Below are 15003 nucleotides of genomic sequence, written 5' to 3'. Positions count from 1 at the left end.
CCCATGGCAAAAAAATGGCAATCTAGTCCTCATACCATTGCTGATATTCGAGAGTGGAATAACAATGGAACACTGCTGTTGCAGCCTGACTATCAGCGACGCGAGGTTTGGGGCGATGCGGCGCGAGTGATGTTGATTGACAGCATACTTAATGACATCCCGATGCCAAAGATCTTTGTGTCCAAGGCCATCAAGGATATGAGGACGTATCGCAGCGTGATCGACGGCCAGCAGCGGATTACGACGATTTTGACGTTCTTGAATGATGACTTTGAGTTGAAGGGCCCATATAGTGGACCCTATGACGGCAAGAAGTTCTCGGAGTTGCCAGAGGAGGTTCGCGACGAATTCCTGCTTTACTCAATCGACTTCAATGAGGCTTCGGGGCTACCTCCCGAGGAGCTGCGGGAGGTCTACTCGCGCGTCAACAAATACCTAGTACCGCTCAACAGACAAGAGCTTCGCAAAGCAGATTTCCCAGGCGAGTTCTTGAAAATTTCCGAGGGGCTGGCCAGCCTCGACGCGCTCGACGACATGGGCCTTTTCAATGCTACGGCACGTAGGCGTTCTCTTGATGTTGAATACGTGAGTGAGTTGCTGGCCGCGCAGCTTCGAGGCATCAGCGACAAGAAGGATGCCATCGACGAGTGTTGCCGCGACTATGCTGCCTGGCCTGTGGCGGAGTCCGCCGCGACGTGCGCTGAATTTGAGAAGGTTATTGCGGACATCGCGGAAATCTTCGATTCGACCTACCCGATGAAGAAAACACGTTGGAAGCAGAAGGCGGATTTCTACTCGTTCTTTTTCGCGGTCTTGGAACTCAAGCGCAGCGGACTGGCGTTGCCGGCGGACTTGAGCTTCTTGCGAAAGGACTTGACGCTGTTAGACAACCTCATTGCTCCCACATCGGAAGTGCCTATTCTTAGCAAATATGCGGTCTACTGCGTCTCCCAGGCAAACTCTGCGTCCAGCCGGAGTTGGCGCATGGCGTTCATTCGGGCGATCCTGCGTGGTTCCTATGCTGGCTCTATCGACGATAAGGAGCAACGCGATATCGTGTCGGAGACGGCGAGAGACATTTGGTTTGCCCTCAATTCGAGCTTCAATGGCGATGGCTGCTCATCTGCGGAAGGCTTTGACGGTGGCTATGACGAAGGTGAGATGAACTTGGGCAGGTTGATTCTTTATTGGCCGGCAGGGAGCTCGGTGTTCCAGCTTTCGAACGCCAAGTGGGCACATTCTATGTGCAAAGACGACGTGGATGCGGCGGCTATCATCGAAGGGGCTGAGATTCCGGGAGTGGTCGAAGACGACTACGGCCACGAAGATGGGGATTCCGATGGAGATCACTAAGTCGAATGAGGCCCAGTCATGAGCCAAGTTCAAATTTTTCGCAATCTAAAGCGCAGTTACTCCATCAACGACCATATAATGGGAGACGATGGAAAGGTCTACATTGTCGGCGAGCGGATCGCGGCTGGCGGCAATGCCGTGGTCCATGAATGCAACGAGAAGCTCTCAGGTGACAGCTACGCCGTCAAATTCCAACTGGAGCTGCACCAGCGCCGTCGCGAGCGGTTTCATCGCGAAGTCGAGCTGCTTCGCGACTTTGACGACCCGCACATCATTCGCTTTATCGCGACTGGTGTCGCGACAGGTGCCCGGACCGATCGGAGTAAGAGGAACGTCCGGGGCGTGGTGCAGCGGCAAGGCAGAGACGAGGAGTTGCCTTTTGTTATCCTAATGAGGGCTTCCGAGGATTTGGGGAAGCACGCGAAGACGCCGCAGAAAATCCCACCCGCAACCTACCTGGCGCAGTTTCTGGGGCTTTCCAAAGCGTTGGTGAAGATCAATGAGAAGGCCCTGCACCGTGATATCAAGCCCGAAAACATCTTGGTTGTTGGCAGCGCATGGGTCATCAGCGACTTTGGCCTCTGCGATCTGCATGAAGGCGGCCCCGACCTGTCACGCGTCGACGAAAGGATCGGCCCTGCGCAGTGGATGTCGCCGGAGGCGTTCAACAAGAACCTAGGCTGCCTTGATGCGATCGGTCAAACATCGGATGTGTTCCAGTTGGCATCCGTCTTTTGGTATGCGACCTGCGGCAGACATCCGACTGGCATCGTTCGAGAAACCGATTGGCGAGGCCCTGCGGAGCTCTACCCAGTAATGGAAAGGGCTCTACTGCACAACAATCAGAACCGTTACCAGACTAGCGCAGAATTCAGTGTCGCGTTGGAGACTGCGATCATTCGGTAGGCATCTACTTATGGCAAACGGCGCAGGAACCATTGCCTTCATCAACCCCGTAGATATCGTCGATGTCATCTGGGCCAGTCTTTACAGGGCGTAGTGGATTGATGGGGATGTTCTTGCGTACGCGGGCTCGGCGAACCTCATACTCTGCTTGAATTGCTGCTACACGCTCCGGTTTCTCCATGTCAGACAAAGACTCCCCCTTAGACCAAGTGAATGGGGAGCCGTGATCAAGGGCATCCTTTTCCAAGGCTTTGGCTGCCTCGTAGGCCTCAGGATGCTGTTCGCGAAGCCTTACCCATTCAATCTTTTGCTGGAAGAAGCAGAAGGTGCAGCCGCTACGTGAGCGCCATTCATAATACTTAGGGTAGCCAACGCCAGAGTTCTCTAAAATGTCGATCACGCCGACCTTGTCGATACCGGCTTCACGGAAGGGCAGCTTCACGAATAGATTGTCGGCTTTGGACGAATAACCCTCTCGGTAGTCCTCATCGGCACGGATGGCGACATAGGACGTGACCGTGTCACCGGCTGCTAGCATTGGCCTTACCCAGCTTTCAAAAGGAGCAAGCTTCAGTTGCCGGGTGCACCATCGTGTGTTTGGACTAGGAAGGAAGTGGTTATATTGACGCAACCAGAAGCGAAAATCTCGGCCGGGATTCAGCCGAAGTATGGGTTTACCAAGCCGACCCTCGAGTTTTCCAAGAAACTCATAGACTTCAGGTAGCTCTTCTCCAGTGTCGGTGAAGAAGTAGTCTATGTCTAGTTCGGGATGGTGTTCACGCATATAGATAGCCAGTGCCGCACTATCTTTTCCGCCAGAAATACCCAAAACGTGTCGGTCAGCCATTCATATCTCCACTGTTAATCGACGCCAGCTTCATGCTGACTTTTGCAAGGATAGCCAGCAAAACGTCAGCTTCCAGGCCTTGGCTTTCAAGTATTAAAGTAATTTCACTAACTTTCGTCTCCACCGTTTCACGGTGTCGATCCGAAATTGCAAATGAGCGTGACACGGTCCGAGTGCTGGCGCCGGTTCCAATGACGATAGCAATGGCTTCACTGTGCGCAGTGCGACCCTGGACAGACACGAATGCCTCAGCTTCTCGAAAGCGGCGAGCGAACTTGGTCAGTTCTAGAACTGCAGCGTCTATGTGTCGATCTACCCAGTCACGAGGAGGGCGTTCGGCTGCGAGGCTAAGGATTCCCTCTAGTGAGGCTCTTGTACCGTCGAAGTTAGTCAGGCGGGTCGCAAAGCTGTCCAATTGCAGATCTCCAGAGATGCCTGCAACAGATTGCGCACGCTCCCTCAGTGCCTCCAGGTCATCTCGGCTTGCATCGAGGGCCTCGAGCATCTTTGTTTCGACTTCTGCCAGCATTTTGCCGTACGCATGTGCAAGCTCTTGCAATGGGGCGCGTAGAGCCGTCACGTAGGCGTCTCCGTCAGTAGCGCCCAGCAGTGATGCAAGATCGACGAATAATACCTTGTGGGGATCGCTAGCCTTCAAGAGCATGTCACGCATGTCTTTGGCTGTTTGCCCTAACCTAGAGGTCCGACGAGCCCATTCAGGCAGATTGAAAACCATAGCGACAAGGCCCCGAGCAGCCTCAAGCGGGTCGGCGGCGCCGGCATTTTCACCAATTTCAGCCAGAAGTGTCGCGATGCCCTCTAGGATAAGATTCTTGTCCTCATCGATGGCTACCCAGCGCAGCGAAAAGCGATCAGGGTCTTGTAGACATTCGTCGATATCGAAATCAGTAAGTCTCGGAACAAACATTCCGTCCTTGTAGATGGCGATGTTGGCTTTGTGTGCCAGCAGAAATGCGGTGAGCATTACGGGTTGGATACCCCGTTTCATACCAAATGGAGGCTTACTCCACAGAGCATAGATTTCATGAGCGCCGACGCGCACATCGGAATTCGAGAAAAGAGCGCGTGTGGTATCCCATAAGGGCTCGAATTTTGTAGCGAATCCGTCGCCGGGAGGCAGGCATCTCCACGCGCCAGAGCTATCTAGGCGATGTAGTTCTGTGTGTCTGAGTAATGTTTCATAGAGGCCACGCTCGGCAGGGAATCCTTCGAACCCCAACGCTTCCAGACCCTCCGCATTGATCATCGCGTGCAGAAGATCCCGCCGCGCTTTAACGCTGTTGCTGGATATGCTGTCGCGGTTGACCAGCTCGCTCCACACAGGTGCCGAATCGCAGTACAAGTCGTCGGCAAGCAGTGAGGCTTCTGGAGAGAGTTTTTCTCCAGATTCAACAATTTGATGCTCGCCTTTATGCCACTTTGCGCGAGCCACCGCAGCTTGGAGTTGGTCTTCCAGATCGGCCCGTGTTGCAGTCAGGCGCGCATAGACTTCACGACGAGCAACAGGGTCACCGGAGAGTTCGTGACGATCCTTAACCTGTTCCAGAGCCACAAGCTCTGCAGAAAGTTCAGTGATGCGGGCATGATTGGTGGGGATCCCTACAATCACTGGCCACGGCCGGATTTTCGAGCATTTTGCTGCTCGAAGAGTCGCTGCCTTCAGGCTCATTCCCTTGTCTGGAAGTGCAAGGATGAAGGCTCCAAACTCTCCTTTCCTCGGCTGAAAGTTCGCGGTGATCTTTTCAGCTTGTTCGATGCTGCACAGTGATAATTCCATCCAGCGCATAGATCCCGTTTCGTGATAGTGACGTTTGGCCACCACGGGATGAAGGCCCATGAGTTGAGATAGTCGCGAATAGTCTATACCAGGTGATGTAGCCAGTGCTTGGGCTATCGCGGCGTCGATGTCGAAGTCGCTGCCCTCGAACACCGACCAAGCGCCAGTGTAGTTCTTGAAGAGCGCCACCTTTAGCGAACTAAGCTTTTTGAGTGCCGCTTTGATCTCTGATGATTGTCGGGGGTAGAAGAGCGACTCGATGACTGTATCGTCGGCAGCAAGACCAGACCCGTTACGGAATAGATCGATGACTGCGATGTTCTTAAGTATCGCCACGAGAAGGGCATCACCGGTTTTTGCTTCGGCTCTTTCTACAGCTTCGACGGCTTGTGACCAGCGGTGTCCGTCAGCTGAGGCAAGGATTGCCGGCTCCAAGTTTGAGCGCAGATAGTCCCAGTAATCGTTTGGGCGATACCAGGTCGCTTCATTTCTAAGCGTCGAATTCAGGTAGGTACGGAAACCGTGAGGCTCGACCGATGAGAGAAAACCAAAGGTGCTGCGCTCGTTCTGGCCGAATTGTCGCTTGGAAATTGGGCCTAGTAGGGCAGCCATGGCGGGGTGCAGTGGCCAGCAGCGTTCTAGACTAGCCGCAAAATTATTCCCTACAGCAGGGCGACGTTTTCGGATGGCATCGGCGATGTCTTTGGAAGCTTTTTGCATCCACGGCGGGCGCTCTTTTACTTCGATTGCACGACCGATGAGCTCCACAACCTCGTCGCTAGCGGCCACGAATGGTAAGTCGACGTATCGACCTTGAACCTTAGCCCAGTCGTCTCGGGTATCGATCCCCAGACGTGTTGCATATTGGGCAAAGGATTGGTGGAGTACCCCGATGACTACCAGTCTTCCTTCGGATCGCGCGGCTGCCTCAGCGAGTTCTTGGAAGAAGTAGACATCGTCTCCGGAACCTAAAGCAGATGCTTCTAGAAACTTACCCATCTCGTCAATAATGACCAAAGTACCGTCGTGCGGACGGCTCTTTGCCTCCTTAAGGAGATCGTTGATCAGCGTTTGAGCATTTAGTTTGCTGCGACCGTCTACGGTCTTGCCCTGTGCGCGACGAAGTGACGCATGCAGTTCTGCTATGATGCTTCCACGGCGACCTACCGCTGGAACGAGTAACCACCCTTTCCGGACGGGGAATGCTTGATCGAAAGTGGGGTGTGAGTTCAGATGCAGCGCTTTACGGGCTTTATCTCGGAGGCTTCTGTCTGAGTTTAAGGCACTCGCTAATGTGACTGCTAGAGAACTTTTGCCACCGCCGAACGGGCCGGTCCAAGTGAAACAGCGCTGATTGGTATGTGTGAGCTGGTTGGACATACCATCAAGTACCGCTGCTGCGGTTGCATGACAGATATATCCAGAGAAGGCATCTGCACGGCCGATATCGGTATCGATACGAATTGATCGTTGGTATTGATGGGAAATCTGAACAATGTCAGACAGAGTCTGCTGTGTCTCGTTAGTCATAGGCCCGCCTAATCAGATCCTTCTTGTCCTCTGGAGAAAACTTCCTACGATGGACTTGGCGAAGACCAGCAGAGTCTGTCCACTCGAGCTTGCATTTCGTAAAGTCAGAGAGGGAAATTAAGCGTTGTGCTACCGATTCTTCATCAAGTTTAAAAACTCGCCCGGGTGCTCCCTCTCCATAGGCAATCTGCTCGAAGGCTAACGAACTTTGTCCTTCTGCGGTGCGATCCCAAAAGTCAACAAGCGCATAGGCAAAGATGCCGTCGTGCAAAGAAGCTTTAGGGCCGCGGCGAAAAGCGTATTGGCCTTTATGAACTTCTTGTAGCAAGCCTAGTTCACCCAAAAGCGGTTCGGCGAAATCCTCAGGGGATCCATCTGCGGAGCGTGGCGCGTAACTACGAAGGCAGGTCTCCAAATCGCGGGAAATCGTGGATGCTGATAGCCTATGTTTCGGGTTGTGTTTGTGTGCATAAAGAGCCAAAGGTTCTTCAAGCTCTAAGCGTGTGAAAGTCGGTGCTGTGACATGGTTAAACAGCCAATACCAAGTCGTTGAGCGAGTGCCCTCACAGGCTAATTGCCAGTGTGCGAGCCATGCTGTCGAAGGGTTTTCTGCATAGGGGTCGAGACCTCCATCACTCAATATTTCCTTAGCGAGGTTTCGAATACGAAAACTGTCGCCATTTTCGACCATAATGCCGCAAGCCAAACCCCAATGGCGAATTGAGGCCACCATGTTTTTGCCTACGCCAAACTCTGCGATTGCTTTTGCATCTGTCAATGACGACTTCTTAATTAGACCACCATCAACTGCTTGCTCGAATAGCTTCTTCAGCCACATTTGACGCAAAGGAAATGTTTCGTGGCCTGAGAAATGAACGGAGGTCCCTTTCTTAGGGGTAGGGTAGGTATTTTTCATGATTTTGTAAGTTTAGCATGAACTGGTGGATTTCACCAGTTCATCGTCCCTTTATGTTTGCTGTATATAAATACAGTAAACATATTAGCAGAAGAAACAGATTGCGTGAAGTTCGGCGGTATCGCCCGTATCGCCCGTATGGATTTTTAGCAGATGCACATGTACTGTAACTATGTCACGTAGCATTGGCCTATCAGGATACCCTTGGTCGCATCCTCTTTATGCGACGGGCAATTTGTACTTCAGAGAAAGCGGATTTTGCTCTAGTCATCAGAACTGGACCAACTTCAATTTACAACTATTTTGTCTGGTTTAAGACTTAATTGTCCGCCTACGGTAATTGTGGGCGAGTTGATGTCGCCTTACTCCACCGTTACGCTCTTGGCCAAATTCCGTGGCTTATCCACATCCGTACCCCTTACGCAAGCCGTATGATACGACAGCAACTGCAGCGGAATGGTATGCAGAATCGGTGACAGTTTTCCATAATGCTCTGGCATGCGAATCACATGCATGCCTTCACTGTTCACGATTCTGGAGTCATTATCGGCAAACACATACAGTTCGCCTCCCCGGGCGCGCACTTCCTGCATGTTGGACTTGAGTTTTTCAAGCAGCTCGTCTTTGGGGGCAATGGTGACCACTGGCATGTGCTCGGTAACCAGGGCTAGCGGGCCGTGTTTCAGTTCACCGGCCGGGTAAGCTTCGGCATGAATATAGCTGATTTCCTTTAATTTTAAAGCACCTTCAAGGGCGATGGGGTAGTGCATGCCCCGGCCCAGGAACAGGGCGTTTTCCTTGCTGGCGAAGCGGTCGGCCCAGGCCATGATTTGCGGTTCCAGTGCCAGCACGGCACTGATGGCGGTGGGCAGGTGGCGCAGCTGTTTCAGGTAATCAGCTTCTTTTTCTTCGCTAATGCGGCCTTTTACCTGGGCCAGGGCCAGGGTCAGCAGGAACAGGCCCACCAGCTGGGTGGTAAAGGCTTTGGTAGAGGCCACGCCAATTTCAACGCCCGCGCGGGTGATGAAATTCAGCTTGCATTCACGTACCATGGCGCTGGTTTGCACGTTGCAGATGGTTAAGGTATTTTCCATGCCCAGTGAACGGGCGTGTTTCAGGGCGGCCAGGGTGTCGGCGGTTTCTCCTGATTGGGAAATGGTAACGACCAGGGTTTTGGGGTTGGGCACGCTGTCACGGTAACGGTATTCGCTGGCAATTTCCACATTGACCGGGATTTTGGCAATGGATTCTATCCAGTACTTGGCGGTCATGCCGGCGTAAGAGCTGGTGCCGCAGGCCAGTATCAGGACATTGTCAATGTCATTGAAAATCCGGTAGGCTTCATTGCCGAACAGCTCGGGGGTGATGCTGTCAATATCCTGCAGGGTATCGCCCACGGCACGGGGCTGTTCAAAAATTTCTTTTTGCATATAGTGGCGGTAAGGACCCAGTTCAGCGGCACCGGTATGGGCATGAACCGTGTGCACCTTGCGTTCAACGGGTTTGCCGCTGGCATCCACAATCCACACCTTGGACAGTTGCAGGTCGATGACATCACCGTCTTCCAGGTAAATGATCTGGTCGGTGGTGCCTGCCAGTGCCAGGGCATCCGAGGCCAGGAAGTTTTCATTGTGACCAAGGCCCACGATAAGAGGGGAGCCTTGACGGGCGCCTACGATGCGATGAGGTTCATCACGGCAGAAAATGGCCAGGGCATAGGCACCGGTCAGGCGCTGCACGGCCTGTTGCAGGGTTTCAAAAAGGTCACCGTTATACAGGTGGTCAATCAGGTGGGCAATGACCTCGGTATCGGTCTGGCTTTCAAAGGTGTAGCCCAGGGCTTTCAGTTCTTCACGCAGTTCGTCGTGGTTTTCAATAATGCCGTTGTGCACCAGGGCAATGCGGGGCTCGCCTTTGTCCTGTCCTGAAAAATGCGGGTGGGCGTTGTGGGTGGCCGGGGCACCGTGGGTGGCCCAGCGCGTGTGGGCAATGCCCGTATAACCGCTTAAATGGTCTTCCCTGATTTGCATTTCCAGTTCGGCAACACGCTGGGTGCTGCGGGTGCGCCGCAATTGGCCATCAATATGCAGGGCCACACCGCATGAGTCGTAGCCGCGGTATTCCAGGCGCTTAAGGCCTTCAACCAGGACAGGGGTAATATCTCTTTGCGCAACAGCACCAACGATTCCACACATGTGAAAACTCCGTTTGGGTAAGTAAAAACAGTATTCTGCACTGTATTGAAAGAAATTAAATTTCTAAATTAATAGATTAATAACTGAATATTTCAATTAATGGATTGGTGGTAATATAATTTCATTTAATAAATAAATATGGAATTTAATTTCAAATTAAGGAATGATTATGTTTGAACTGGATGAATTGGACAAACGCATATTGCAGCAATTGCAAAGAGACAGTTCTTTAACCAACCAGGAGCTGGCGGAAAAAGTGCATGCCTCCGCCCCTACCTGTTTACGGCGTGTGCGAAGCTTGCAGGAAAATGGGGTGATCCAGAAGCAGGTAGCCATTGTTGACCCGCAAAAAACGGGCAGTACCCTGATGGCAATTGTTGAGGTGAGCCTGGATGTCCAGACGGCGGAAGCCAATACGGCTTTTGAGAAAGAGGTGAATGGGGAAACCGCTGTTTTACAATGTTACCGCGTCTCAACGGGGCCGGATTTTATCCTGGTGATCCAGGTGGCCGATATGCCGGCCTATCATGAACTGGTGCATCGTTTGTTTACGGCCCGGAAAAACGTTCGCAATGTCCGTACGTTTTTTTCCGTACATCGCAGCAAGTTTGAAACGTATATTAACGATCTTTAGCCAGCAGTTTTTCATAAGCCTGCAGGTAACGCTGCCCCATTTTTTCTGCATTATGTTCGTCAATCACATAGGCATAGGCTTTTTCTGCCATGCTGGCGGCCTCTTCAGGGTGATCCAGAAGGGTGTTCATGCCTTCGGCCAGCGCCTTGTTGTCACCCACATCACACAGAATGCCCCGGCCATCGGCCAGTACTTCTTTCAGGCCACCGGCATTGGTGGAAACAACCGGCACATGCTGCAGGAAAGCGTCCAGTACGCTGCTGCCCAGCGCCTCCTGGCAGCTGCTCATGACAAAGACATTCAGCAGGCTGTAGTAATCTTCAACCTGTTCACGAAAGCCGGCCAGTAAATAGACGTTTTCCAGGTTCAGTTGCTGAATCAGGGCCTTCGCAGCAGGTGTTTGGTCACCATCAGCGCCAAAATGAATGAACACAAAGTCCTGGCGCAGCTTGTGTAAGTCAGCGACAGCCCGAATCAGGGTGAGCGGGTCTTTTTCTCGCGTGAAGGCAGCTGCGGTGCCCAGTATTTTATTTGATTTAAGTTTGAAGTCGTTGTGCAGTGCTTCGGCCCGCTGGAGATTGATGCGTGGAGGCTGGATGGCACTGGGTATGATAATCGGCTCAATGCCCAGCCTGCGTGGTTCCTGTGCCGCTGCCTGTGCGATGGCCACGAACAAGTCGGCTTTTTTCCATTTGAAAGCCGTCATGCGTTCTTTTTTTGGAGCGACAGCAAAGGCGGTGCGCCGCGTGAAGACGACTTTAGTAGTTGAAAAAAACCGCGCCAGTACGGCCCAGGTTAATGTATTGGCGGTTTGGGAATGGATAATATCGAACTGCTTGGCGTGGCGGATTAAAAAGGGAAGTTGTTGCCAGCTTTTTTGTAAGGTATGTACCGTGAAGTCTGCGGCAAGAGCCCGCTTTGACAGTTCGTTATTGGCTCTGGTGAGCAGTGCCACTTCATGCCCGGCCTTGCGGAACTCCTGCATGCAAAGCAAAGTCTGGCGTTCACCGCCTCGCCAGCCTTTTTCAAAGTTCATCTGCAGGATTTTCATTAATGACTCCAGGGTAAAACCAAGTGTGCAAGGCCCTTGTTTATTCAATTACATGGGCTGTATCTTCCCGTCATTCAGGGTTAATGCCGGGTTTTTATGGCGTGAAAAGAAAAGAATGGCTTAAGCGATTATTTCCTGTTTATTTCCCGGTTTTTCAGCCATAAAATGGCATGCTTGTTAAAGACGGACTGTACTGACAGTACCGCAAGTAACAAACCGGCCTTGCCGTCCAGAAAGCCGCGCTTGATAAAGTAAGTCCTGAAAAAGCGGCCAATTGAATGCATCATGACCGAGGCCAGGCTGTTTTTCTTGCCTTTGCGAAAGCGCTGTTCAGCCCAGGCTTCGGCATAGTTGGCAGATTTAATCAGATATTCGTGCAGATTGTTGTAGGTGTAATGCAGCAGGTCGCCTTTAAGCCGTTTGACTTTTGCCCCAGGCGGAATAATGACGTTTTCATGAACCAGGGCCTCATCAAAGCGGGTCAGGGCAGTGGGGTAGAAACGCTCGACATAGCCGGGATACCAGCCACTGTGATGAATGAACTGCCCAAAAGCCCAACTTAGCCGTGCCACTTCAAAAATGGTGTTTTGGGGTGGGTTGGCCAGCACTTCCCGGATACTGGCAGCCAGTTCCGGGGTGAGCTGTTCATCGGCATCAATCCACAGTATCCAGTCGGCCGTCACGTACTGCTGGGCAAGCTGGCGCTGGCGGCCAAAGCCCGGCCATTCGGTATTTACATAAAATTTGTCGGTGTAACGGCGGGCAATGGCCTCGGTGTCATCGGAGCTGCCTGAATCAAGAATGATGATTTCATTGGCAATGTCCTTGACCGAGTCCAGGCATGCGGTCAGCATGCGGGCTTCGTTCTTGACAATCAGGGCAACCGCCAAGGTGGTTTTTTGAGTGGTCATGGTTGAATTCAAATAACAGCGGTATCCAGCTTTTTGAAATAACGTATCAGGTTGATAAGAACCGCGATGATGGTAACGACCACAGATGCGGCCAGCGCATAAATGGCGCCCTCATTCTGGCTGACGGAAAAACATAAGGCAACGATTGCCGCACCAACGCCCTGACCAAAAAGGCGGGTGGTTGCCTGGGCCCCACCGGTGGCACTGCTGCGGTGGATGGGTGTGGATAGCAGCATGGCCTTGTTATTGGGCGTCTGGAAGAAACCGAAACCCATGCCGGTCAGGAACATGTATAGGCTGATAAGGGTCAACGGGCTTGGATTGGGTAGCAAAAGCAGACCGCCAAGCCCCATAAACATGATGGCGGCCCCAATTCCGGATAGCAATGACGCCGGGAAACGGGCGGAAAGACGTGCCGCCAGGGGAGCAATCACAATGCTGCCAATGGGCCAGGTGCTGAACAAAATGCCGACGGTGGCAAGGGGCAGTCCCAATACATTCTGAAAATAAAACGGCAGGGCCAGCATGGCAGAAGTGGCCGCCATGAAAGTAAGGGCCGATATCATAATGGCATAGCGGAACGTAGGAATACGGAACAGGTCAATAGGTACCAGTGGAGCGGTTTGCGGTGCCGAGCGACGGATAAGTAAAATGGCAAAAAACAGCGACAGCAGTAAGCCTGTGCCGGCAATAACGGGTTTATTTCCCGATTCATCAAGTGCCCAGATAAACAAGCCAAAAGTAAGCATGTTCAGGACGGCACTGATATAGTCGAAAGGCGCGGAGATTTTAGGGATGAGCGGTAAAAAACGTGCCGCGTACAGTGCCACGAGGCAAAATGGAATGGTAAAAATGAAAATCCACTTCCAGGGGGCGATGGTGATGATAAAGGCCCCTATTGACGGACTTAAAACTGCCATTAAACCCACCGTCATGGCATTCAGGCTGATACCGGCAGCCAGTTTATGGGGTGGGTAAATATTGCGCACCATGCCGCCAAACAGGCACATGACTGAGGAAGAGCCCATGCCCTGTATGATTCGGCCAAGCAATAACAGGCCAAGGGAATCTGCCATTGAGCAAATAATGGCACCGGCAATGAAGACGGAGATGCCTATCCGGTACATCAAGGTAAAACCGATGCGCTCGGCGACGGCTGAAAAGGGTAGCAGTGTTGCAATGATGGAAATGGTATAGGCATTCACAATCCAGATGGACGTGGATGGCCGAATACCCAAATCATTGGCGATGGTTGGCAGTGCGATATTGGCAATGCCTGCGTCAAGTACGGTAATGCTGATCGCAAGCAAGACGCCCAGCGCGGCCCAGTAACGGGCCGGCGCAGGCAAACCGCAAGGCTTTGGAGCCGATGAGGGGGAGGCCGGTGTTACCGGCTCGTTGGCATTCATGCTTTTTTATCGGGACGTTTCCAGTTTTGTCGGCTTTCCTGTTTTTTGGCGGTTAATGTCAGGGTACCGGCGGGAGCTTCCTTGACCAGAGTAGTGCCCGCGGCCAGTGTTGCGCCCTTATGGACGGTTACCGGTGCCACCAATTGTGTGTCAGAACCAATGAAGACGTCATCTTCGATAATAGTCTGGAATTTGTTAACCCCATCGTAGTTGCATGTAATGGTGCCTGCGCCAATATTAACGCGTTGCCCGATTTGGGCATCACCCAAGTAGCTAAGATGATTGGCCTTGCTGTAGGCCCCCAGGGTGGTTTTTTTCAGTTCCACAAAGTTGCCGACATGCGAGTGGGCGCCCAGCCTGGAGCCAGGGCGAAGACGGGCATAAGGGCCAATCACGGCCTGTTCTGCCGCTTCGGCTTCCTGCAGATGGCTGAACGCTTCAACCCGGGTTCCGGCGCCAAGTTTGACATCACGTAAAACGCAATGCGGGCCAATGCGTACACCGTCGGCCAGTTCAACATTACCTTCAAAGATGCATCCTGCATCAATAAAAACATCCCGGCCGCATTTCAGGCTGCCACGCAAATCGAAGCGCGCCGGATCTGCCAGGGTGACACCGGCTTCCAGCAGGCGTTTGGCCTGTTCAGCCTGCCACGCACGTTCCAGTTGTGCTTGCTGGATACGGCTGTTGACGCCCAGGGTTTCCCATGAGAAGTCGGGTTGGGCGGCACCAACGGTGATGCCATCCTGGACGGCCAGGGCAATCACATCGGTAAGGTAGTACTCGCCCTGTGCGTTGTTGTTGTTAATGCGGCCCAGCCAGTTTTTGAGTAAACCGGTGGGTGCGGCAAGGATGCCGGTATTGACTTCAGTGACCGCGCGTTCCGCTTCGTTGGCATCCTTGTGTTCAACAATCCTTATCACATTGCCGTCATCGTTACGAATAATGCGGCCATAGCCACTGGGGTCTGACAGGGTTTCAGTTAATACCGCAACTCCTTGCCCACGGGCTTGCAGCAGGCGTTGCAGGGTTTGTGCCTGAACCAGCGGTACATCACCATACAAAACAAGCGTGGTGTCTTCAGGGTCTTGGCCACCTGTCAGGAAGGGCACGGCCTGCTGAACAGCGTGACCCGTACCTTGCTGGGGTTGCTGAAGTGCAAACTCGATGCCCGGTATATGGGCAAAACCGGCTTTGACGGCTTCGGCGCCATGACCCACCACAACGGTAATGCGGCTAGGTTCCAGTTGCAGCGCACTCTCAATGACATGCGCAAGCATGGGTTTGCCGGCCAGTGTATGTAAAACTTTGGGTAAGTCCGACTGCATGCGTTTGCCCATGCCGGCGGCAAGAATGACGATATTGAGTGACATAATAATGTGTAGTGAGGCGTTGTGAATAATGAGTACCGAATTATTGCTTACTTTAACCGGAAACCGCGGCTTGAAAGTGC

The 15003-nt window shown here is 52.6% G+C and carries 11 protein-coding genes; 3 read left to right on the top strand and 8 right to left on the bottom strand.

Translation table 11 applies throughout. The features are described 5' to 3' along the window. Window positions 1–3 precede the first annotated feature (3 nt). Window positions 4–1353 (top strand): DUF262 domain-containing protein, encoded by a 1350-nt coding sequence (locus tag IE074_RS05365; protein WP_189384411.1) that lies wholly within the window; start codon window positions 4–6, stop codon window positions 1351–1353. Window positions 1354–1371: 18 nt separating this feature from the next. Then, a complete protein-coding gene (locus IE074_RS05360; RefSeq protein ID WP_189384410.1) occupies window positions 1372–2259 on the top strand; it encodes a protein kinase domain-containing protein in 888 nt (295 codons plus the stop codon). 4 nt (window positions 2260–2263) lie between these two features. Here the strand turns inward: IE074_RS05360 and IE074_RS05355 are convergent, their stop codons facing one another. From IE074_RS05355 to glmS, 4 genes are all read right to left on the bottom strand, one after another. Continuing rightward, window positions 2264–3106: a phosphoadenosine phosphosulfate reductase family protein gene (locus IE074_RS05355; protein WP_189384409.1), complete on the bottom strand. Its 843-nt coding sequence runs from the start codon at window positions 3104–3106 to the stop codon at window positions 2264–2266. After that, a complete protein-coding gene (locus IE074_RS05350) occupies window positions 3099–6434 on the bottom strand; it encodes an ATP-binding protein (RefSeq protein WP_189384408.1) in 3336 nt (1111 codons plus the stop codon). Before IE074_RS05350 ends, IE074_RS05355 begins: the two co-directional genes overlap by 8 nt. Further along, complete coding sequence (locus tag IE074_RS05345) at window positions 6427–7350, bottom strand: DUF4007 family protein (protein ID WP_189384407.1); 924 nt, start codon at window positions 7348–7350, stop codon at window positions 6427–6429. Before IE074_RS05345 ends, IE074_RS05350 begins: the two co-directional genes overlap by 8 nt. A 362-nt stretch (window positions 7351–7712) precedes the next feature. Beyond that, complete coding sequence (glmS, locus tag IE074_RS05340) at window positions 7713–9545, bottom strand: glutamine--fructose-6-phosphate transaminase (isomerizing) (RefSeq protein ID WP_189384406.1); 1833 nt, start codon at window positions 9543–9545, stop codon at window positions 7713–7715. Window positions 9546–9714: 169 nt separating this feature from the next. Between glmS and IE074_RS05335 the strand changes: the two genes are divergently transcribed. Next, entirely contained in the window at window positions 9715–10179 is a 465-nt protein-coding gene (locus tag IE074_RS05335; protein ID WP_229793900.1) for an Lrp/AsnC family transcriptional regulator, read from the top strand. On the opposite strand, the gene IE074_RS05330 is transcribed toward IE074_RS05335, so the two are convergent. The 4 genes from IE074_RS05330 to glmU form a co-directional block, all read right to left on the bottom strand. Then, a complete protein-coding gene (locus IE074_RS05330; protein ID WP_189384404.1) occupies window positions 10166–11230 on the bottom strand; it encodes a glycosyltransferase family 4 protein in 1065 nt (354 codons plus the stop codon). The genes IE074_RS05335 and IE074_RS05330 overlap by 14 nt on opposite strands. A 128-nt stretch (window positions 11231–11358) precedes the next feature. Beyond that, complete coding sequence (locus IE074_RS05325) at window positions 11359–12141, bottom strand: glycosyltransferase family 2 protein (protein WP_189384403.1); 783 nt, start codon at window positions 12139–12141, stop codon at window positions 11359–11361. 8 nt (window positions 12142–12149) lie between these two features. Then, entirely contained in the window at window positions 12150–13550 is a 1401-nt protein-coding gene (locus tag IE074_RS05320) for an MFS transporter (protein WP_189384402.1), read from the bottom strand. Beyond that, the gene (gene glmU, locus IE074_RS05315; RefSeq protein ID WP_189384401.1) at window positions 13547–14923 is read right to left on the bottom strand and encodes a bifunctional UDP-N-acetylglucosamine diphosphorylase/glucosamine-1-phosphate N-acetyltransferase GlmU; all 1377 of its coding nucleotides are present in this window, start codon (window positions 14921–14923) and stop codon (window positions 13547–13549) included. The genes IE074_RS05320 and glmU overlap by 4 nt, the downstream gene beginning before the upstream one ends. Window positions 14924–15003 lie beyond the last annotated feature (80 nt).

Source organism: Advenella faeciporci, assembly GCF_014652395.1.
Lineage (GTDB): Bacteria > Pseudomonadota > Gammaproteobacteria > Burkholderiales > Burkholderiaceae_B > Advenella > Advenella faeciporci.
This window is presented reverse-complemented; position numbering and strand designations above follow the sequence as displayed.